This is a genomic window from Bacillus sp. 16GRE42, from assembly GCF_019837435.1.
Taxonomy (GTDB): domain Bacteria; phylum Bacillota; class Bacilli; order Bacillales; family Bacillaceae_G; genus Bacillus_A; species Bacillus_A wiedmannii.
This window is the reverse complement of the sequence record NZ_JADAXF010000004.1, coordinates 480829-501468: the sequence shown is the minus strand read 5'-3', so window position 1 is coordinate 501468 and position 20640 is coordinate 480829. Positions and strand designations below refer to the sequence as shown.

The 20640-nt window shown below is 33.3% G+C and carries 16 protein-coding genes and 1 pseudogene; 7 read left to right on the top strand and 10 right to left on the bottom strand.

Going from position 1 to position 20640, the window contains the following annotated elements:
- Window positions 1-74 precede the first annotated feature (74 nt).
- The 4 genes from lrgA to msrB all read left to right on the top strand — a co-directional run bounded on the left by lrgA (window position 75) and on the right by msrB (window position 3660).
- Window positions 75-506, top strand: coding sequence for an antiholin-like murein hydrolase modulator LrgA (lrgA, locus tag ILS93_RS22965; protein ID WP_016085373.1), 432 nt, complete (start codon window positions 75-77; stop codon window positions 504-506).
- Window positions 507-540: 34 nt separating this feature from the next.
- Window positions 541-1233, top strand: coding sequence for an antiholin-like protein LrgB (gene lrgB, locus ILS93_RS22960; protein WP_064476029.1), 693 nt, complete (start codon window positions 541-543; stop codon window positions 1231-1233).
- Window positions 1234-1559: 326 nt separating this feature from the next.
- Entirely contained in the window at window positions 1560-2603 is a 1044-nt protein-coding gene (locus ILS93_RS22955) for an AI-2E family transporter (RefSeq protein WP_001165997.1), read from the top strand.
- A 91-nt stretch (window positions 2604-2694) separates the two neighbouring features.
- The gene (gene msrB, locus ILS93_RS22950) at window positions 2695-3660 is read left to right on the top strand and encodes a peptide-methionine (R)-S-oxide reductase MsrB (RefSeq protein WP_064476030.1); all 966 of its coding nucleotides are present in this window, start codon (window positions 2695-2697) and stop codon (window positions 3658-3660) included.
- 25 nt (window positions 3661-3685) lie between these two features.
- Here the strand turns inward: msrB and ILS93_RS22945 are convergent, their stop codons facing one another.
- Entirely contained in the window at window positions 3686-6802 is a 3117-nt protein-coding gene (locus tag ILS93_RS22945) for an efflux RND transporter permease subunit (protein ID WP_222661334.1), read from the bottom strand.
- A gap of 143 nt (window positions 6803-6945) precedes the next feature.
- On the opposite strand from ILS93_RS22945, the gene ILS93_RS22940 reads away from it, so the two are divergent.
- Window positions 6946-7818 (top strand): TetR/AcrR family transcriptional regulator, encoded by an 873-nt coding sequence (locus ILS93_RS22940; RefSeq protein WP_088047709.1) that lies wholly within the window; start codon window positions 6946-6948, stop codon window positions 7816-7818.
- 29 nt (window positions 7819-7847) lie between these two features.
- On the opposite strand, the gene ILS93_RS22935 is transcribed toward ILS93_RS22940, so the two are convergent.
- Both ILS93_RS22935 and ILS93_RS22930 read right to left on the bottom strand, forming a co-directional pair.
- Window positions 7848-8819, bottom strand: a complete 972-nt coding sequence (locus ILS93_RS22935) for a glycosyltransferase family 2 protein (RefSeq protein WP_222661332.1) — start codon at window positions 8817-8819, stop codon at window positions 7848-7850.
- A 36-nt stretch (window positions 8820-8855) separates the two neighbouring features.
- Window positions 8856-9239 (bottom strand): GtrA family protein, encoded by a 384-nt coding sequence (locus ILS93_RS22930; RefSeq protein ID WP_000413281.1) that lies wholly within the window; start codon window positions 9237-9239, stop codon window positions 8856-8858.
- 301 nt (window positions 9240-9540) lie between these two features.
- Here ILS93_RS22930 and ILS93_RS22925 point away from each other — a divergent pair, with 301 nt between their 5' ends.
- Window positions 9541-10983, top strand: coding sequence for a glycosyltransferase family 39 protein (locus ILS93_RS22925; RefSeq protein ID WP_064476033.1), 1443 nt, complete (start codon window positions 9541-9543; stop codon window positions 10981-10983).
- Window positions 10984-11038: 55 nt separating this feature from the next.
- Here ILS93_RS22925 and ILS93_RS22920 read toward each other — a convergent pair whose 3' ends face one another.
- From ILS93_RS22920 to ILS93_RS22900, 5 genes are all read right to left on the bottom strand, one after another.
- Complete coding sequence (locus tag ILS93_RS22920) at window positions 11039-12496, bottom strand: ArnT family glycosyltransferase (protein WP_064476034.1); 1458 nt, start codon at window positions 12494-12496, stop codon at window positions 11039-11041.
- A gap of 92 nt (window positions 12497-12588) precedes the next feature.
- Window positions 12589-14142, bottom strand: coding sequence for an ABC-F family ATP-binding cassette domain-containing protein (locus tag ILS93_RS22915; RefSeq protein WP_064476035.1), 1554 nt, complete (start codon window positions 14140-14142; stop codon window positions 12589-12591).
- Window positions 14143-14352: 210 nt separating this feature from the next.
- Complete coding sequence (locus ILS93_RS22910) at window positions 14353-15174, bottom strand: glycosyltransferase family 2 protein (protein WP_064476036.1); 822 nt, start codon at window positions 15172-15174, stop codon at window positions 14353-14355.
- 28 nt (window positions 15175-15202) lie between these two features.
- Window positions 15203-16657 (bottom strand): oligosaccharide flippase family protein, encoded by a 1455-nt coding sequence (locus ILS93_RS22905; protein WP_088047710.1) that lies wholly within the window; start codon window positions 16655-16657, stop codon window positions 15203-15205.
- Window positions 16658-17194: 537 nt separating this feature from the next.
- Window positions 17195-17707 carry an acyl-CoA thioesterase gene (locus ILS93_RS22900; protein ID WP_064476038.1) on the bottom strand — a complete coding sequence of 171 codons (513 nt, stop codon included), beginning with the start codon at window positions 17705-17707 and terminating at the stop codon, window positions 17195-17197.
- Window positions 17708-18019: 312 nt separating this feature from the next.
- Here ILS93_RS22900 and ILS93_RS22895 point away from each other — a divergent pair, with 312 nt between their 5' ends.
- On the top strand, window positions 18020-19333 hold the full coding sequence (locus tag ILS93_RS22895; RefSeq protein WP_222661330.1) for an ArnT family glycosyltransferase: 1314 nt from the start codon (window positions 18020-18022) through the stop codon (window positions 19331-19333).
- Window positions 19334-19425: 92 nt separating this feature from the next.
- On the opposite strand, the gene ILS93_RS29130 is transcribed toward ILS93_RS22895, so the two are convergent.
- Both ILS93_RS29130 and ILS93_RS29125 read right to left on the bottom strand, forming a co-directional pair.
- A complete protein-coding gene (locus ILS93_RS29130; RefSeq protein WP_370458097.1) occupies window positions 19426-20232 on the bottom strand; it encodes a methyl-accepting chemotaxis protein in 807 nt (268 codons plus the stop codon).
- Window positions 20230-20607 (bottom strand): annotated as a pseudogene (locus tag ILS93_RS29125) (protoglobin family protein); the annotation flags it as partial. The pseudogene ILS93_RS29125 and the gene ILS93_RS29130, both read right to left, overlap by 3 nt.
- Window positions 20608-20640: the final 33 nt, after the last annotated feature.

The following is a 20640-nucleotide window of genomic DNA, read 5'->3' as shown; positions in this document are numbered from 1 at the left end:
TCTGTTGTGTAAACGCTTACAAATTTGTTTGTATCTTATACAATTAAGGTACCAAATCGAAAGAGGTGGCCAAAATGAGTACGAAAAAAGTATATAGTTTCTTATCACAAGCATTCATATTTTCAGCTATTATGTTAGTTTCTAATATTATTGCAACGCATTTACCAATTCCGATGCCTTCATCGGTGATCGGATTAGTTATTTTATTTAGCCTATTATGTTTAAAAGTTATTAAATTGGAACAAGTTGAATCACTCGGAACGGCTTTAACAGGTATTATCGGATTCCTTTTCGTTCCATCAGGTATTTCAGTTATTAATTCTCTCGGTGTAATGGGACAATATTTTGTACAAATTCTAACTGTAATCGTTGTAGCAACAATTATTTTACTCGCTGTAACAGGGTTATTTGCACAATTCATTTTAGGAAAAGATGACAAAGAAACAAAAGATACAAAAGAATTGAAAGTAGTAAATAAAGGACGCAAGCACGGAAAAGTTGCGTAACTAATTTAGTATATATTGTTAGGAGGGAATGAACATGGCAAGTACAATGACTCCATATTTCGGAATCGTCGTTTCATTAGTCGCATACGGAATCGGAACATTATTATTTAAGCATTCAAAAGGATTCTTCTTATTCACACCATTATTCGTAGCGATGGTATTAGGGATTGTCTTTCTAAAAGTAGGTAAATTTACTTTTGAAGAATATAATACTGGCGGAAAAATGATTAGCTTCTTCTTAGAACCAGCAACAATCGCCTTTGCTATTCCATTATATAAACAAGTGGATAAGTTGAAAAAATATTGGTGGCAAATTTTATCGGCTATCGTGGTTGGATCTATTTGCTCAGTAATTGTCGTGTTCATTGTTGCAAAAGCAATTGGTCTAGATACAGCGGTAATGAATTCAATGTTACCACAAGCAGCAACAACAGCAATCGCGTTACCGATCTCTGAAAGTATTGGTGGTATACCAGCAATTACATCGTTTGCAGTTATTTTTAACGCGGTTATTGTATACGCATTAGGAGCATTATTCTTAAAAACATTTAGAGTAAAACACCCAATTGCAAAAGGTTTAGCACTTGGAACAGCAGGTCACGCATTAGGAGTGGCAGTAGGAATTGAAATGGGTGAAGTAGAGGCAGCTATGGCAAGTATTGCTGTAACAGTAGTGGGAGTTGTAACTGTAGTTGTCATACCGATGTTTATGCCATTCATTGGCTAGTAAAACTTACTTAAAAAATGAGAAAAGCAAGCTATTTGTAGGACAGATTTCTACTGATAGCTTGCTTTTTATGTTACAGTAGTGGTAAGACCTATCTTAACAAAATGTAAGTTTCCTTAAATCTTCATTAATACTGTGTAGAATACGTTTTGAATTAGGTCATTGTATTGTAAAATAAGAAGTAAGCTACTATAGGATCTGCTAAGGGAGACATATAATAAGCTTATAAAAATCTTCATATGAATGAATAATTAAAAGTAGAAAAGAGAGAAAAATCTACTTATTAACGTTTTACTTTATAGGACAGGAGAGAGTACTCGTCGATTATGCAAATAAAAAACCTGTTTCAAAGCAAAGGATTTCAGAGGTTTCTCGTATTAGTAATACTTGCTCTCGTGTTATACGGGCTGCAAAGTATGTTGAATTTAATTTTAATTACGTTTATTCTCACATATTTAATGGATCGATTCCAAAAGTTTATTTCTCGCAAATTAGATCATTTCATGCCCATTAACCGAAAAATTATTATAGCGTTTCTATATGTAATGTTAATTGGTGGAATTGCCATTACGCTATTTAAATATTTACCAGTATTAACGATACAAATTTCACAATTGATTTATCAATTTAACGTATTTTTAAGAAACCCACCAGATAGTGAATTAATTAAATATGCAGTTAATGCTGTCAATCATATGGAACTTTCGAAATATGTAGGACAAGGCGTTGACATTTTGTATAAATCGATTACGAATGTTGGGAAATTTGGCCTTCAAGTGTTACTTTCTTTAATTTTGAGTTTATTTTTCTTATTGGAGAAAGCTCGGATCGTTGCTTTTACTGCAAAATTTAAAGAAAGCCGACTTGCAATTTTCTATACTGAAATTGAGTACTTCGGTAAGAAATTTGCACGTTCATTTGGAAAAGTAATCGAAGCACAATTTTTAATTGCAGTTGTTAACTGTGTTTTATCCGTTATTGCACTATGGATATTAGGATTCCCGCAATTATTAGGTTTAGCGTTAATGATCTTCTTACTCGGTTTAATTCCAGTAGCTGGGGTTATCATTTCGTTATTCCCGCTTTGTATGATTGCTTACAATATTGGCGGTATTATGTACGTTGTTTATATTTTAATTATCGTAACAGTAATTCATGCGCTTGAAAGTTACGTGTTAAATCCGAAGTTCATGTCGCAAAAAACAAACTTACCGATTTTCTATACATTTATGGTATTAATCTTCTCAGAACACTTCTTAGGTGTATGGGGATTAATTATCGGTATTCCAATCTTCATTTTCTTATTAGATGTCTTAGATGTGACAAGTGATGAAATGGAGCATGAAGCCAGAAAAAATAAGGTGAAGTAAAGAAAAAGCATCGATGTTCGATGCTTTTTCTTTTATAACATGATGTTTTTTATGCCATACTGTAAGCAGAAGATAAAATAGGGGTGAAATAATGGCTGTAAATGAAAAGGTAGAGTTAGCTACATTTGCTGGAGGGTGCTTCTGGTGTATGGTTTCGCCATTTGAAGAGATGGAAGGAATTATAAAGGTTGTTTCTGGCTATACAGGTGGTCATAAAGAGAGTCCAACATATAAAGAAGTATGTTCAGAAACGACGGGACATTATGAAGCAGTACAAATTACATTTGATGCAAATAAAATGCCGTATGAAGAGTTATTAAATATATATTGGAGACAAATTGATCCGACTGATATAGGAGGACAATTTCACGATCGTGGACAGTCTTACGAAACAGTAATTTTTTATCACAATGAAGAACAACATAAAAAAGCAGAGGCTTCAAAAGAAGAGCTTGCAAAGAGTGGACGCTTTTCAAAACCAATTGCGACAAAAATATTACCAGCAGCTACGTTTTATCCAGCTGAAGACTATCACCAAGGATATCATAAGAAAAATACATTCCGCTATGAGTTATACCGTAAAGGGTCAGGGCGAGATGCGTTTATTAAACAACATTGGCAAAAAGATAATGCTCATTTAAAAGAAAAACTAAATGAGATGCAATTTTATGTAACACAGGAAAATGGAACTGAGCCACCCTTTAAAAATGAATATTGGAATCATAAAGAAGAAGGACTTTATGTAGATATCGTCTCAGGTGAACCATTATTTACTTCTTTAGATAAATTTGATAGCGGGTGTGGATGGCCTAGCTTTACGAAGCCAGTTATGTCAGCAAGTGTGAAAGAAAAAATGGATGTCAGTCATAATATGACGCGTACGGAAGTGAGAAGTAAAGAGGGAGATTCACATCTAGGCCATGTATTCCCGGATGGCCCAGGACCAAATGGTCTTCGTTACTGTATTAATTCCGCAGCCCTTCGATTTATCCGAAAAGAGGAATTAGAGAAAGAAGGATATGGTGATTTTTTAGTCGTATTTGGGAATAAAAAATAACCTCGCAATTAGCGAGGTTATTTTTTTATTTTACTTTTTTCTTTTTGAACTTGCTTAATACTTCATAAACGATTGGAACAATAAGAAGTGTTAATAGCGTTGAACTTGTTAATCCACCAATTACTGTTACACCAAGTCCTTTAGAAATTAAGCCGCTACCTTCAAATCCTAATGCAAGCGGGATAAGAGCCCCAATTGTTGCAATTGCAGTCATTAAAATAGGACGAAGGCGTGTTGCACCGGCTTCCAATAAGGCTTCACGTGTTGATAGCCCTTCATTTTCCTTATGAATAACGCGGTCGATAAGTACGATAGCGTTTGTTACAACGATACCGATTAACATAAGTGCACCAATCATTGCAGAGACACTTAACGTTTCACCAGAGATTAATAAGGCAACAAGAGCTCCGATAATTGTGAATGGTAGCGAGAATAAAATTGCGAATGGTGCAAGGGCACCGCCAAATGTAACGACAAGAACGAAGTATACAATGGCAATTGCAGCTAACATCGCTAAGCCAAGTTGCTTGAATGATTCTTCAATATCTTTTGTCACGCCGCCCATAGAAACATCTACGCCAGAAGGAAGATCCATTTTATCTACTTCTTTTTGAACCGCGGCAGATGCTTTTGAAACGTCATCAGATGTTAGTTTTGCACTTACTTCCGCATAAACACGGCCATCGCGGTGTTTCACTGTATTCGAAGTTTCCCCTTCTTTTACAGTCATAACATCTTTCACAGCCACTTCAGTACCAAGTGGCGTTGTAATTTTACGATTTGTTAAGTCATCGATTGTTTCATAATTTTGTTTTTCAGCTTCGACATATACATTGATATCTTTACCGTCTTTTTTAATTGTTGTCAGAACAGATTGATCATGTTGATTAGAAAGTCCCATTCCGATTTGTGCAGCCGTTAGACCCATTTTACTTAGTTTTTCCTGATCTGCGACTAAAGTATACTCTGCATACGTTTTTGCAATACTAGAGTCTATATCCTTTAAGTCTTTATTTTTCTTCATGATATTTTGAATATCTTTTACAATAGGTTTAATGTCTTCCGAGCTATCTCCGTAAACGTATAGTTTAATTTCATTACTACCGCCACTCGCTCCGAAGTCTTGGTTTTTCCATTCGCCTTTTCCAGACATCTTCTGTAAATCTTTAACGACTTGCTCTTTTTCTTTTTCGAAGTTTTTCGTGTCGTTATCATATTGCACGAAGAACATTGCTTGATTTGATTGACCAGGACTCATTGGGTTTTCGCCACCTAATGAGAATTGAATTGTTTTGACGTCTTTATTATCTTGGAAGTGCTTCTCAGCTTTCGTTGCAATTTTTTCAACGTCTTCTAACGTTTGACCTGGTTCAGGGTTGTACGTTGTAATGATCATTTTTTCTTCTTCAGATGGTAAGAAACTTACGCCGATAATTGGAACAAGTGCAAGACTACCAACTAATAGAAGGACAGCGATACTTGATGTAATGATTTTATGATTTAAAGCCCATGCAAGTATGCGTTTATACCAGTTTGCTAATTTACTTGGTTTTTCTTCATGATGTACTTCTTTTTCCCTCATGCTCTCTTTTTTAAATAAAGAGTGAGCTAACATCGGCACGATTGTAACAGCTACTAGTAACGATGCTAATAAAGCGAAGACGATAGTTAAGGCAAATGGTAAGAACATTTCACCAATCATACCTTTTACTAGTCCAAGCGGTAAGAATACAGCAATTGTTACAATGGTAGAAGACATAATTGGGATAAACATTTCCTTCGTAGCTTCACGAATTAAATCTTTTCCGCGCAGTTTCTCTTCTGATAACGACATTCGTCGGTAAATATTTTCAATAACAACAATGGAGTCATCAACAACGCGTCCAATAGCGACTGTCATTGCTCCAAGTGTCATAATGTTAAGCGTAATATCCATTTGCTTTATGACTAATACAGCAATTAATAAAGAAAGTGGTATGGAAACGACAGAGATTAATGTTGTTCGGATATTTCGTAGGAACAGCATAATAATAACAATCGCAAAGATAGCGCCAAAAATGGCTTTGCTCAGCATTGTTTCTACTGATTTCTCAATTGGTGCACCTTGGTCGAATGTTGAAATAATCTCTAAGTCTTTATATTTTTTCTCAAGGTCTTTTACTTTATCTTTCACTGCATTTACAACATCAACAGTATTCGCGTCAGCAGCTTTTACAATTTGAATTCCAATTGCTTCTTTTCCATTTGTTCGAGAAATAGATTCTGCTTTTCCGACTTCTTTAATGTCAGCAATTTCGTCTAATGTAACTGTTGGAATCCCGTTCATAGCCGCTGGATTCATTTGCGGTGTTTGTGTACCGGATCCAGCATTTTGACTACCTTGACCGCTCGGTGATGAAGGTATAGCCGGGATTTTTAACTCTTTTAATGCTTTAATTGTTGTAATATTTCCATCTACAACAACTGATTTTTCTGTGTCTTTAAATGTATATAAGCCAAGTGGTAAAGATACGTCCGATCCTTTAATTACATTTTTTACAGTATCTTCACTTAAACCTAATTCTTTCATCTTATCTTTCTTGAAGACAAGTTGTACTTCATCTACTTGTTGACCTGAAATTTGAACAGATGCAACACCATCAAGTCCTTTTAATCCTGGAACAACATTTTTTTCTACATTTTCAGTTAAGGTAGCTAAAGATTCATTTTTACTTGCTACGCTTAATGAAATAACAGGAAAGGCATTGAAGTTTACACGTGAAACTTTCGGGTCTTTTACACCTTCTGGAAATTTCACATTTGCGAGAGCTTCTTTAATTTCTGTTTCAGCCTTTTCCATATTTTTATCAAAATCATATTCTACCTGAATAGAAGATGCGTTTTGAAAAGATGATGAACTAACAACGTTTACACCACTTAAATTTTGCAGTTGCTCTTCCATCGGTTTTGAAACTTTGTCAGCTACTTCTTCTGGTGTAGCACCAGGATAAACCGTGGTTACCGTTACAATCGGTGTTGTAATATCAGGAATTGTTTCCAGCTTCATGTTCAGCCCAGAATAAATACCTGCAATGGTAACAATAATGGTTAGTAGCCAAACTGCGAACTTATTTTTTAACGAGAAATTAATGAATTTGTTCATGTTTGCGCTCCCTTTTGTATTGTATTGACCAACTGGTCAGTCTAATACATAATATAACTGACTGATTGGTCAGTCGTCAATGAAAAGGGATGGTATAATAAATTCATAATAAGATGCGAGATTAAATTTAGGAGAGACATGATATGAAAGAAAAAGAGCGTTTAATTATAGAGATGGCTATGAAGTTATTTGCGACTAAGGGTGTAAATGCGACATCAGTACAGGAAATTGTTACAGCTTGTGGCATATCTAAGGGAGCTTTCTATTTATACTTTAAATCGAAAGAGGAGCTTTTATTAGCAACACTTCGATATTACTATGACAAGATTCAAAATAAAATGATGGATATTGAAAAAGAATCATTATTACCGCGTGAAAAATTTGCAAAACAATTGCATTGCCAGTTTAACGATATAAAAAAGCATAAAGAATTTATTATTATGCATGCGAGGGAAAATGCTATACCTTTTAATAAAGAAGTAGAAGAGTTTATGATGCGGATGAAGTTAGAGTCTCACGCATTTTATCGGAATAGTTTACTGTCTATTTATGGTGAGAAGGTTATGCCTTATTTATTAGATTTAGTCATTATGGTAGAAGGCATATGCCGTGGATATTTAGAGTTAATTATTTTACAAGCGTCAGAAATTGAATTATCTTATGTTTCTGCTTTTATTTTGAAAAGAGTAGATGATTTAGTAGATGGATTGGTAGGATCTTCGGAAGAACCTGTGTTACATGAAGAAAAGCTTGGAGAATTTCTTTGCAAATCAGAGCTTATTAAGGAGCAGGTTAAGGAACACTTTTTAAAAGAAATTATCATTTTTAAACGTACATTAGCTGATCAATTAGAAGATGAGGAATTGCTTGTGACATTAGATGTTTTGGAGGCAGAAATGAGGTTGCAAAATCCAAGAATCCCGGTCATTCAAGGGATGTTATCTAATTTAGAGATATATCCAAATTTAAAAGAATTTCGTTTGAGGCTTATGGGGTATTACAATATAAAAAGGTAACAATGAGAGTTTTCATTGTTACCTTTTTATTATGCATTCACTTTTTCTTTTGTTTGTGTAGTCTCTTCTTGCTCAATATTGATTGCTTCTTTTACGATATAAATCGGACGGTTTTTACTCTCGTCATAAATACGAGCAATATATTGGCCAACGATTCCAAGACCAAGTAACTGAATACCGCTAAAGAATGTAATAGCAACCATAATAGATGCCCAACCTGTTTGCGTACCAGTACCAATAATTTTTACAGTAATTGTATATAGTAAGACGATTATTGAAATAAGAACTGATAATAAACCTAAAGTCATAACGATACGTAATGGTTTTGTTGAAAATGCAATAATGCCATCTGATGCAAATTTAATCATTTTCTTTAATGGATATTTTGTTTCACCAGCAAAGCGCTCATCGCGTTCATATTCAACATACGTTTGACGGAAGCCAACCCAAGACATCATACCGCGGATGAAGCGATTTCGTTCAGTCATTTGATTGAAAACATCAGCTACTTTGCGATCGATGATTCGGAAATCACCAGTATCTTTTGGGATATCGATATCAGACATGTAGTTTAAGAATTTATAGAAATATTTAGCTGTTAAAAGTTTAAACCAAGTCTCACCTTTACGTTGTTTACGTTTCGCATAAACAACTTCATATCCTTCTTCCCATTTTGCAATAAGTTCAGGAATAACTTCAGGTGGATCTTGTAAGTCTGCATCGATAATTACAATAGCGTCACCTTTTGCAGCAGCAATACCAGCTGTAACAGCTATTTGGTGTCCAAAGTTACGTGCGAAATTAACGATTTTTGTACGGTAATCATTTGCTGCAATCTCAGATAAGATTTCCATTGTACGGTCTGTGCTACCGTCGTTTACAAAGACAAACTCGTAATTAATATCATTTTGAAGCATAACGGACTTTAAACGGTTATAACATTCCTGTGCTACTTCTTCCTCGAAGTACATAGGAACTACAACCGAAATTAATTTTTGCATGTTGTATCCTCCGTATTTTTAATAAGTTGTTCAAGTTTAATTAGTAGCCTTTTCAGTTTGGTTGAATGTCCAAATTTTATTAAGGACAAAGTTTATAACCATTCCGACACCAATTGCGAAGATCTGTGCAATTAATGCATTAAAAGTAAGTTTATCTACCAATATAAATAAACATAATGTATTAAAAGCCAATACAATTAAATTTACAGTTAGAAATTTAAAGAACATTGACGTGCTTTTATTATTAGGTTTAAACACCCAATTTTTATTCCAATAATAGCTATTGGCAACACCAATTAAATAGGCAATGGTATTCGCAATCAGGTAGTTCATCCCGAATTTTAATAATATCCAAAAGCTAATAATTGTAATGAGTGTATTAAAGATCCCTACTAAACCAAACTTTAAGAGTTTCTCCATAATAGTATCCTCAACTTTATAAAATGTATAAATAAAACAGGAATGTAAAAAGGTTATTCGTACATAACAACTATCAATTATATCATAGTTTATGCTAAGATGTTATATGTTTTGGGTAGATATCATTTTAGGATATAAAATAAATCTGTTCATAATAAAATGATTATTTTAAATTGGTATACTAGGAAATATAAAAGCAAACATAGAAATCATGATAATATTAATGTATAGTAGCTGGTAGTGTGATTTTTTTAGGAAATATAATGTTTTCCCATATAAATATGTTAAGGAGTGAGTTTTTTTGGAACGTTTTTCTGGATTGTTTTCAACCTTTTCTACACGTGCCATATACGGCATTTATAGCTTTTTCGTTGCAATATTAATTTTTGATTATTTTTCAGATACTCAAAAATATAATTATGTAATGATATTAGTTGGAGTTTTATTATTATGTACAATTGGAAACTTTATACTTAGCAGTGGATCGCTATACCTTGAAAGAGTAAATGAAAAAATATGTTTTTTTGTACTGCTAATTATTTGTGTAGCAGTGAAAACAGCGTGGATTCTTACATACAAGATTGATCCGATTGGTGATTATGAAGCGTTTTTTAATACGGCAAAAGCATTAGGTGACAACTTTGTTATTCATGATAGATATGTTGCATTATTTCCACATATTTTTGGGTATGCTTCATTCTTAAGTATCTTCCTAAAAATATTTGGGGCAAACTTTATGATTCCACCAATTATTAATGTTGTTTTAACTACAATATCGATGGGATTAATATATTTTATAGCTAGAAGAATTGGTGGAGTGAGAACAGCGATAACAGCAAGTGTTTTATGGATTCTCTTGCCATCACAAACGATGTATAACATGTTTGCACTTTCAGAACCGTTGTATTGTACAATACTGTTATTAGCCTGGGCAATTATGATAATTGTTTATGATAAAATTGCAAATATAACGATTGCAAAGGTTCTTATGTATTCAATTCTAGTAGCTGCATTACTTGTATTAATAAATATGGCAAGGCCAATTGCAGCAGTGCCAATTATAGCCCTAGCAATATGGATGTTTATTATAGATACAAAGCATATTGGGAATAAAAAGCTACTTATTAACAAGGTGGCATATGTAGGGGTTATCATTATTGGATACTTAATGATGTCTTCGGCGGTAAATCATTATGTAACATTACGTTTAGGTGAAGAGATAGCAACAGTGCCGGGATACAATATTCATGTAGGATTTAATAAGGGAGCTTCAGGAACATGGAATCCAGGGGATTCAGCATTACTATATCATTATAGTGGTCAACCAGGATGGAGTGCTCAGGACGTTCAAAAGCAAATGCTTGAAGAAGCGAAAAAGAGAATAAAAAACGATGATATAGATTTCGGGAAACTAATGTATGATAAATTTATTATCTTTTTAGGGAACGATGATCAAGCTGTTAAATATGCAGATCCAATTATGGATCATAAAGTACGATATACTATAATTTCTAATGTTTTCTATTACTTTTTACTAGCTACTTCACTGTTCGGGGCGTTAGTAGCTATAAAAAATAAAAATAAATCTTCACTTCTCATTATTTGTTTATACACGATTGGGCTAACAATGGCACAAATGATAGTAGAAGTAGCACCGAGATATCATTATTCGGCTACAATACCTATGATCTTTTTAGCTGCTTTTGGCATTAATCATATTTACAATAAAAAAGAATATAAATAAAAAGGCATGAGCTCGGTATTGCATCGAGCTCATGCCTTTTTTATTTGGCCTTATCTTATATTTTTGTAGTCTTTCTTTTAGACATGAGACGATAAACTACATATAGTCCAGAACTTTGAATGATTGTAAAGCTAGGGATGATAAAGTATCGGTATCTTGTTTGATATTCGATTAAGAAGTGAATCGTTATATATCCAATTATTAATAATAAAAATAGTGTGTAATGTGTGTTGTTTTGCTTGGTTAGTATGAGATAAAAAGTTGCTAACGTACCAAATAACATAGTTGTAATATATATATATTTATCGTATGTCTTAAGGTCGTCTTGTAAGGTAACCATATCATTCTCTGTGTTACTTAGTGTTGCCAGACTCCATACTGGGGCGGAATCATAATCTGCCCACATAATCGTGAATTTATCACTAAATAAAGATAAAACCTTTTGTGGATCAGCTAGTCGCTCTTGAATCAATTTCTTCTCAACGGCTTCTCGTTCTTTTCCAAGCTTAAAGGACATAACATATTCTACATCTGCTGAAGAATATCCACCTCTTGTTTCGTGATTAAGTCCTACGGTGAATTTCCAGAGAGGATCCCTGTTAGATAGCGGGTATTGGGTAATTCCGGCAGATATAAATGAAGAACTTATAATGTAATGAACAAGGTAAAAAATGATGAAAATCCCAGATAATTTTTTTATAGAAGTTAAAATATCCTGTTTTGATTTTCCTAATATACCTTGTAAAAAGACATAAAGAGCTACTGCAATCAAAACTAAAGCGCCAAGTGGACGCATAATATCTCCTAAAGCTAGGGAGATCCCTATAAAAATCCACATATATTTATGGGTTAGGCCTTTTGTAATTAATAAATAAAACCCAAGATAAAATAGGAATGTGGCAATATGTTGATTCGTTAGTAATGAGCTCATTACAATGCTTGGAATATATAATGCATATAGTAATCCAGCCATTCTTCCAGACCATTCATTAAAAACATATGAAGTTATTTTGTAAATTAGCAAGGTTGTTCCTGTGCAATACATTATATTTAAAAGTTTTAGAAGGAAAGGCCCTTCACCGAATAAATTAATAATGAGGGCTTGGTACATTGTAAATCCAAGTTGATAAACCCATGAAGTATAATAGTCATCTTGTGCAAAACTAAAATCGCCTTTAGTAGCTTGAATAGCACTATTGTACATCACTGAAAAATCTGATTCGATAGGAGTTGGAACGTAGAGAACCCAAATTAATCGAACAGAAAAAGCTAAAACAATAAGTGAAACGGTAAATGTAAATGTAGACATATACTTATTAGAAATATAGCCAATAAGCAAAAATAGAAGGCCTATTAGAATAATAATCGGGATGATAATAAAGGAATGTGTGTCAGTTTTTTCTTGAATTACGACTATTGATTGCCACGTTATAGCAGCAGAAATAATTAGACATAGTACTAATAAGCACTTTACAAAAAATATATTAAGCTTTAGGGGGAATGTACGTTGCATTACTAAAAACTCCTTATCAAACTGTATGGTTATTTTAAATCGAAATCCCTTTACACGCTAAATAGTAGTGTAAAGGGATTTTTTTTAGGGGATTAAGAATTTTCTTGGGCCCATTTCTCTACATCCCAAGTTTTTGTTATCCACTCTTCATAAAAGTCTGGTTCGTGGCATACAAGAAGAATTGTTCCTTTGTATGCTTTCATCGCTTTTTTCAACTCTTCTTTTGCTGTAACATCAAGGTGGTTTGTTGGCTCATCAAAGAGTAGCCAGTTACTTTCTTCACCCATTAGTTTACATAAACGAACTTTTGCTTGTTCGCCACCGCTTAATTGATTCAGTGGACGAGAGATGTGTTCGTTTTTTAAACCGCATTTCGCTAACATTGCACGTACTTGATGCTGGTCTAAGCTAGGGAATGTATTCCAAACATCATCAATCGGTGTTATATTATCAGCTTTTACTTCTTGCTCGAAGTATGATGGGTTTAAGAAGTCACCAAGACTTGTTTTTCCGCTTAATGGTTTAATCTTACCTAAAATCGTTTTTAACAGTGTTGACTTACCGACACCATTACATCCAACAATTGCAATTTTTTCACCACGTTCAATTGTCATCGTTAATTTTGGTAATAACGGATGTGTATATCCAATCTCTACATTTTCTCCTTCGAAGACGAATCGACTACTCGCACGACTTTCTTTAAACGAGAATTCAGGTTTAATAGCTGTTTCAGGACGATCGATACGTTCCATACGATCAAGTTGTTTTTGACGACTCTTTGCACGGCCAGTCGTTGAGTAACGAGCTTTATTTTTCGCAATAAAATCTTCCTGCTTTTTAATAAACTCTCGTTGCTTTTCATAAGCGTTTATATGTTGGTTCTTATTCATCTCCGCTAGTTCTAAGAATTTTTCATATGTCGCTGTATAACGCGTCATTTTTGTAAATTCGAGATGGAAAATAATATCAACACATTTATTCATAAACTCCGTATCATGGGAAATTAATAGGAATGCGTGTGGATATTCTTTTAAATAAGTTGTTAACCAATGAATATGTTCAACGTCTAAATAGTTGGTCGGCTCATCTAATAGTAATACTTCTGGTTGCTCAAGTAGTAACTTTGCAAGTAATACTTTTGTACGTTGTCCACCACTTAATGCAGCAACATCACGATCTAGACCGATTGCGTCAATTCCAAGTCCACGTGCTGCTTCTTCAATTTTAATATCTAATAAATAGAAACCGCCGGCTTCAAGAGCATCTTGAATTTCTGCCATTTGTTCAAGAAGTTCTTCTAATTCTTCTGGTGTAGCAGTTCCCATTTTTTCTGCAACTTCATTTAATGCTTTTTCTTTTTCAAATAAAGGTAAAAATGCATCTGCTAATACATCACGAATTGTGCGACCGGGTGTTAAAATTGTATGTTGGTCTAAGTAACCGTAATTTGTGCCAGGTGTCCATTCAACACGACCTTCATCATGGATAAGCTGACCAGTAATTATATTCATAAATGTTGATTTCCCAACACCGTTTGCTCCAACTAATCCAACGTGCTCTCCTGCGAGTAAGCGCATGGATACATCTTTAAATAATGTTCGATCACCAAATGTATGACCTAATTTTTCAACAGTTAATAAGCTCATAATGTCCTCCGTTCATTTCTAAATAGTGTCTTGAATCATGATACTAAATTCTTGGATATAATGCTATCATTTCAAAAATATATAATATAATTGACCAGTGAGGGATGCGATTATAAAAGAATGATGGGTTACTTTGCAAGAAATAAGAGATGCAAGAGAAATAAAAAAACAAGGTGTAACCATTTAATAAAAGTGGTTACACCTTGTTTTTTATTTTAAATATCCACGAACAATTCCGCGTAAGCGATTTGCGTGGAATTTGCGCTTATCATTAGAAATATTTTGTGTCATACGGAATGTTGCCGCAGCGACAGCACGTAAGAAATAAGGGAATCCATAGTGTAGGCGAATAACCCTACCAAAACCACCAGCATAAGAAATGGCACGTTTTAATGATTGTTCATTAATAATTTCCTCTTTTACAGGATGGTATACGAACAGATCTTTTCTAAATAAACCAGTATAATTTTGTTTCATACCACGTAGTACAAAGTCAGTTTCTTCACCAGCTCCATAAATCGTGCCAGAACCAACACCTAAATCTTCATCAAATGTACCTACATCTTGTACAAATTGCTTTGTGAAGAATAGTGTGAAAGAAGGTCCCATGAATCCATACTTATTATTTAAAATAATGTCTGTATTCGGTGCGTGTATTAAAGAACCTGTTCCTTCAACATTTGTAGTGTTTGTTGAGATGAAATGAACATCTTTATTAGAGTTGAAAGTTTCTAATATACTCTCTAAAACATTTGTTTCATAAATACAATCATCATCTGGAAAAGCGATGACATCGCCATCCGCTACTTTTAATCCTGCATTTCGCGCTCTCGATAGTCCTTTAATAGGTGTATAAATGTAATGAATAGAAAATTTTTCTTTATATTCATCAAATAAATCAGAGATTGGTGTATCATTTTGATCTACTACGATAAGTTCGAAGTTTTTGTAAGTTTGTTGTTCAAGTGATTTTAGTAAGTCAAGAATATCATCACGTCTGCCACAAGTAGCCATGATTAAAGAAAATTTCAAGTTTAACAGCTCCTTTTAGAGATTGCGTTTAAGCTTTTTTGAATCGTGCCAGTATCTTTTCAAGTAGTGAAAATAGAATTTCATCCTTTGTTATAAAGAGGATAAGGGCATATGTTAATCCACATGTCATTATTACTAGGATAACTTGTAGTATTTGCCCAGATACGAGCATATCAATAACGAATGCTATTGGTACAAATGTTAGTGAATAAAATAGATATTTAAGTTTGTGTATATCGAATAACGTATAATTCACTTTTAGTTTCTTTTTCACATAAATATATTCAAATGTGATTAAGAAACAATTCGCAATTGTTGTTGTGAAAATTGCGGTTGTTGGTGTAAGCACATGTAAGTATATTAGTGCAATATTGGATGTTAAGTTGATAAATCCGCAAATAAATAAAAATCGCACTAAAATGCTTTCTTTCTTTTTCACATAGATAATTTGATTCGATAAAATGGACTCAATACCGACTGTAATCATATAAAAAGCAAAAACAATTAGTGTATTACCAGCCCCAGCGAATTCTTGTCCACCGTAAATAACAACAGCTCCATGAGCAATGAGCATTAAACCAATTGCAGCAGGGAATAGGGTAATGAAATATACTTTTGAAATTTTGTTTAATAATGATTCGTATTCCATTTCAGATGCGTTCCCTGATAAATAAGACAGTCTTGGAACGGTTACTTGTACAACACTTAACATAAGTGTATTAATAATCATCATAATTTGAAAAGCCATTACGTAATATGCAACTTCTATCTTTCCAACATATACCCCTAAAACAAGACGATCTAATTGAGTATATAAAATATTAGCATTTGAAAAAATCACGACTAATAGTAACGGTTTTAAATGAGGAATAATAGTTAAGTCCGAAAAATCAAATTTAACTTGGCGTTTCACATATACAAAGCTAATAGAGTGGTTTAAAAATGTTGATAATACTAATAAACCAGCAAATGTTTTGTAATCGTCGGCCCCATGAATGAAAGAGAAAAGAAGCACAACATAGATTAATCGAACGATAACTGTTTTTTTAGTGATGAAGTCATAATTTTCATATGCTTCATTGAACCATTCCACATAAAACATGTTAGAAATAAAATTGAAACCGAAAATAAGAAGAACAGGAAATAGACTTTCATGTCCATACCCAATGTAACTAAAGAGCACAAAGGCTGATAAAGCCAAAATACTAGTTGTGAAATTAATTACATAGAGACTTGTAAATAACTTAGAAACTTTCTTTTTATCATTTTTAATTAAGCTAATTTCACGTAAACCATATTGATATACACCAAATACGGCGAACACGAAGAAGTAATTGAAAAAAGTTTCAGCAACGTTAACGGTTCCAATTGAATTTGCTCCTAATGTTCGATATGCGTAAGGACCAACTAAAATTGGCAGTATAATATTAAACGTGTTGAGTAGTATTTTATAAAAAATATTTGAAGCAATTGATTTCTGCATAATTTCACCTTTCCATTAAAATAATCCAGTTTCATTAAAACACTTGCTATGTCATAGTAAGTGTTTTTACTAGAGTTAATTCTCTCAATATAATGGAAGTGTAAGGTGTTTTCTACACTGTTTACAAATCCTTAAATTGTTTTGTTAACTACCCGTATAAGTGTACCCTACATAAACTTTGTAAAGCAACTGTTGATGGGATCGAACCGTATTATAAAGTGAAACTTTTATCAGTGGGGGATGTACATTCCCGATTGATTATCAGTCCTCATCAATCGGGCGTTTACGGGAAACAAGGCTCCCGCCTAACGTCTTTGCTCCAGACGAATTTTGACGCGGGAGTTTTACAGCCCGTAAATAGCAGGATAAATGAGATTTTATTAATTAGAAGAAGTTAATAGTGAACGGATATGTATAAAAATATTACATAATATGTATGAAAAGGGGTAATGGTTGTATGAAGGTGTGAAATTGTTTATAAAAAATGAGCGAATATGTGATAGCTATTCGCTCAAAAGATGTTTTAATGGTGAAGGTCTATATACTCCAAGGTTTACTTAAAGTTAGAACTTCAGCCATTTCCTTGCTTTTTATACGCCCCTTTTTTCTACTTTCTGCACGCTCAGAACCAGTTGTGTGTAGCCAATGTTCTTCTTCCGTTTCAGGTAGTACTTGTGGAACAGATGAAGGTTTTCCATCTTTTAATGCAACGAATGTAATGAAACATGTTGCAGCTATTCTACGTTCGCCTGCTAATAAATTCTCTGCAATTACTTTTACGAACACTTCCATTGAAGATTTTCCTGTATAACATACGAATGCTTCGTAACAAACGGAATCTGCTTGGTGAATTGGAGTTAAAAAATCAACAGAATCGATAGATGCCGTTACGCAATGTTTACGGCTATGTCTTGCAGCTGCAATTGAAGCGATACTATCAATTTCCGCTAATAATTTTCCTCCGAAAAGTGTTTGATGATTATTTAAATCATTCGGAAAAACACGTGTTGTTTTAATTGCTTTGGATTCTCGCATGAATTTCTTTTCCATATGGTCAGCCCCTATTTTCTGTTTTCAATCAGAATGACATGTATTGTAAGTGGAGTACAAAAAATTAAAAATCGATAGATATTTAATGAAGTAAAGAATTCCAGAAGAGGGTTAGTAAAACTTCTGTATTTGTATTCATGTAACTGAAAGAAAATTTATTACTATATAAAGTGTAGTGTAAAAGAGGATTCGCTTACATTGCAAGTGAAAAAATTAGGACCCTGTATTTGTCATAGAAATTCCCTATCAGCTGTGTACCTATTCATGATAGAATCGTTTTGTTATGAATGGAAATAGAGGTGCAATGGACATATGAATCATATACAAACAAATTTTTCGTCTTTTTTTAGTAAAATAATGATTGGTGCGATGCTCGCATTTTTTGTTTATAGTTGTTGGTCAGCGTTTGAAACCAGTAAACAATTTTTTGGCGACAGTACGACAAGTGTACCAATCGTATTAGTTATTTTTGTTATTCTCATGCTGTTAGTGGCATCGATTTTACAGTATCGTTTTACAGATAAACAATTTCTTGTTTTTCTTATAAGTACATCTATAATTGTGAGACTTAGTATGGTTCTATTTGTAGACGTTCCGATAATTGGTGATATGAAAGCTATGTTTGAGTCTGCAAAGCAGATTGCAATTGGTAATAACGTAGAGAACATAGCGCAGTTACCTTTTATTATTTATGAATCAATTATTATTCGTGTATTTGGTGATACAGTATTCGTATTGCAGTTATTCAATATTTTATTTTGCACAGGGACTGCATTTTTCATTTATCGTATTGCAGCAATGGTTTTCGGAGAAGAATGCGGCCGTATTGCGTCTGTATTTTACGCTTTATATATTCCGAATATATTTATGAGTTCCTTATTAACATCAGAATCGCTCGCAATATTTTTATTTTATTTGGCTTGCTACATACTTTTATATAAAGGTTTAGATCATCCTTATATGTGGGTACTTTCAGCAATTTTATTTGCATGCAGTAATATGATTTTCCCAATGGGATTATTTCTTCCTATTTTTATTGCTGTATATGTGTTGTTAATTGAACTCTTTCAATCAGCAATGAAGCAAAAAGTATTATTAAAGATGATAGGGATACTTATTCTATTTTATAGTGCTCATTTTGGTGTGAGTTATGGAATTCAGACAATGGGAATGTCACAATATACAATTTCAAATGAGACGTATGTTCAATCTGTTTTAATTGGAAAAGGTAAAAATGAGGAAAAAGTAACAAAGAATCAAAACGTAACAGAGCATATTGATCAAAAGCTAAAAGAGATTGAAGAAGAAAGATTTAAACTTTTAAAGCCAGTAATTAATCAATTCTCAGGTGAGGGAATACATTCTATTCTATTTAAATGTGAAACACTTATATACATAGCGGTAACATTATTTATGTCGATAGCTTTATTACACTTTCTTATTAAGAAACAACAAAACGAAGGATATATGTTGTTCGTTTTGTTAATTGGCGGATACGTATTGTTAAGGCTCTTCCAAGTAGATATGGCATATTACAATCTTATAGTGCCAGCTTTGTTTATTTTGCAAAGCTTTGGTGTTTATATGAGTTATGTGTATTGTCAAAAAATATTCTTCAGAAAATAAAAAGAATCCAGTTTGGATTCTTTTTTTATGGGTGGAAGATGAGGACTATGAGTCAGCGGAGATGAAGAACCTCTACTGACATAAGCTTCACCTTAGCGGTTCAGTTCTAGTTGTAAACTATCAGCTGTTAGAGCCATTTTTGAGGAATCGTCTTGAATTCCTTTCACTACTTGTGAAATGGTTTCTAACTCATTTTCAATTTTTTTATTCTGTTCTTTCGAGTTAGACATGTCTTTTACAATTTCTTGGAAGTATTGATCTGTCTCAGACATACCATCCGTTCCTTCAGATACGAGGGAGCTAATTTGTTTCACGGAAGAAGAGACACGAATAATTTGTTCATTTGTTTTTTCAACGAGCTTTGTAACGTTAAATATAGATTCTTTCGTTTGCTCTGATAACTTGCGAATTTCTCCAGCTACAACAGAAAAGCCTTTGCCAAATTCCCCAGCACGTGCAGATTCAATAGCCGCATTTAGTGCGAGCAAATTTGTTTGCTCTGCAATTGATTTTACAATATCTATAATCTCGTTAATTTTGTTAGAAATATCGAGAAGTTCATGAGTATCTGTAATAATCGTTTCCATGTTTGTTTGAATATATTCCATTCGTTTATTTTGCTGATTTAATTGTTCTTTCCCTTTATTCGCTTTTTCTTCTGATGTTGTAGCTAATGATGTACCTGTTTTGGCAATTTCTACAATCGTTTCAGATTTAGCGGTTAACTGTTGAATAGAAGCGCTCGTTTTTTCAGATACAGATGCTAGTTCTGTTGCAATATGCGTAATGGTCATAGCTGTTATTTCTTTTTCTTTTTCATGTTCTTTTTGTATTCTTTCATATTCAGATTCATAAGCCGCAATAACGAGTTCTTGTTCAAGAGTAAATAATTTGTTTATTACGTTTATAGAATAAGAAAAATCGTCAATTGTTGTAATTTTTGTTTGCAAAATCTTCATGATAGAGCGGAATAATTCTTGATAAGCGGCAGTATACCATTTTCTATGTAAACCAATTTGTACATGTCTTTTGGCAATTCTAACACGTTGTTCAATAAAATCTTCATGCATATCGCCGCTGAATAATTCTTTTATATGTGTTTTTAAAGTTTGCTTTAGTTTTGGAATAGAGCTATAACGTTCAATAATAGTAGTTAAATTAGGCTGCTTTGTAATATTGGCATAGAATTTTTCCGTAATCCAATCAATTTCTTCATAAATAAAGGGCTGTAGTACCTTTACGATTTGTAAATCTTCTTTTGAAATATGTAGCATATCCATTTGAATTTTCAGTTCAGAATTAGTAGG

Coding starts and splice junctions, on each gene's coding strand:
- lrgA (WP_016085373.1), top strand. CDS start 75: ATGAGTACGAAAAAAGTATATAGTTTCTTATCACAAGCATTCATATTT.
- lrgB (WP_064476029.1), top strand. CDS start 541: ATGGCAAGTACAATGACTCCATATTTCGGAATCGTCGTTTCATTAGTC.
- ILS93_RS22955 (WP_001165997.1), top strand. CDS start 1,560: ATGCAAATAAAAAACCTGTTTCAAAGCAAAGGATTTCAGAGGTTTCTC.
- msrB (WP_064476030.1), top strand. CDS start 2,695: ATGGCTGTAAATGAAAAGGTAGAGTTAGCTACATTTGCTGGAGGGTGC.
- ILS93_RS22945 (WP_222661334.1), bottom strand. CDS start 6,802: ATGAACAAATTCATTAATTTCTCGTTAAAAAATAAGTTCGCAGTTTGG.
- ILS93_RS22940 (WP_088047709.1), top strand. CDS start 6,946: ATGAAAGAAAAAGAGCGTTTAATTATAGAGATGGCTATGAAGTTATTT.
- ILS93_RS22935 (WP_222661332.1), bottom strand. CDS start 8,819: ATGCAAAAATTAATTTCGGTTGTAGTTCCTATGTACTTCGAGGAAGAA.
- ILS93_RS22930 (WP_000413281.1), bottom strand. CDS start 9,239: ATGGAGAAACTCTTAAAGTTTGGTTTAGTAGGGATCTTTAATACACTC.
- ILS93_RS22920 (WP_064476034.1), bottom strand. CDS start 12,496: ATGCAACGTACATTCCCCCTAAAGCTTAATATATTTTTTGTAAAGTGC.
- ILS93_RS22915 (WP_064476035.1), bottom strand. CDS start 14,142: ATGAGCTTATTAACTGTTGAAAAATTAGGTCATACATTTGGTGATCGA.
- ILS93_RS22905 (WP_088047710.1), bottom strand. CDS start 16,657: ATGCAGAAATCAATTGCTTCAAATATTTTTTATAAAATACTACTCAAC.
- ILS93_RS22900 (WP_064476038.1), bottom strand. CDS start 17,707: ATGGAAAAGAAATTCATGCGAGAATCCAAAGCAATTAAAACAACACGT.
- ILS93_RS22895 (WP_222661330.1), top strand. CDS start 18,020: ATGAATCATATACAAACAAATTTTTCGTCTTTTTTTAGTAAAATAATG.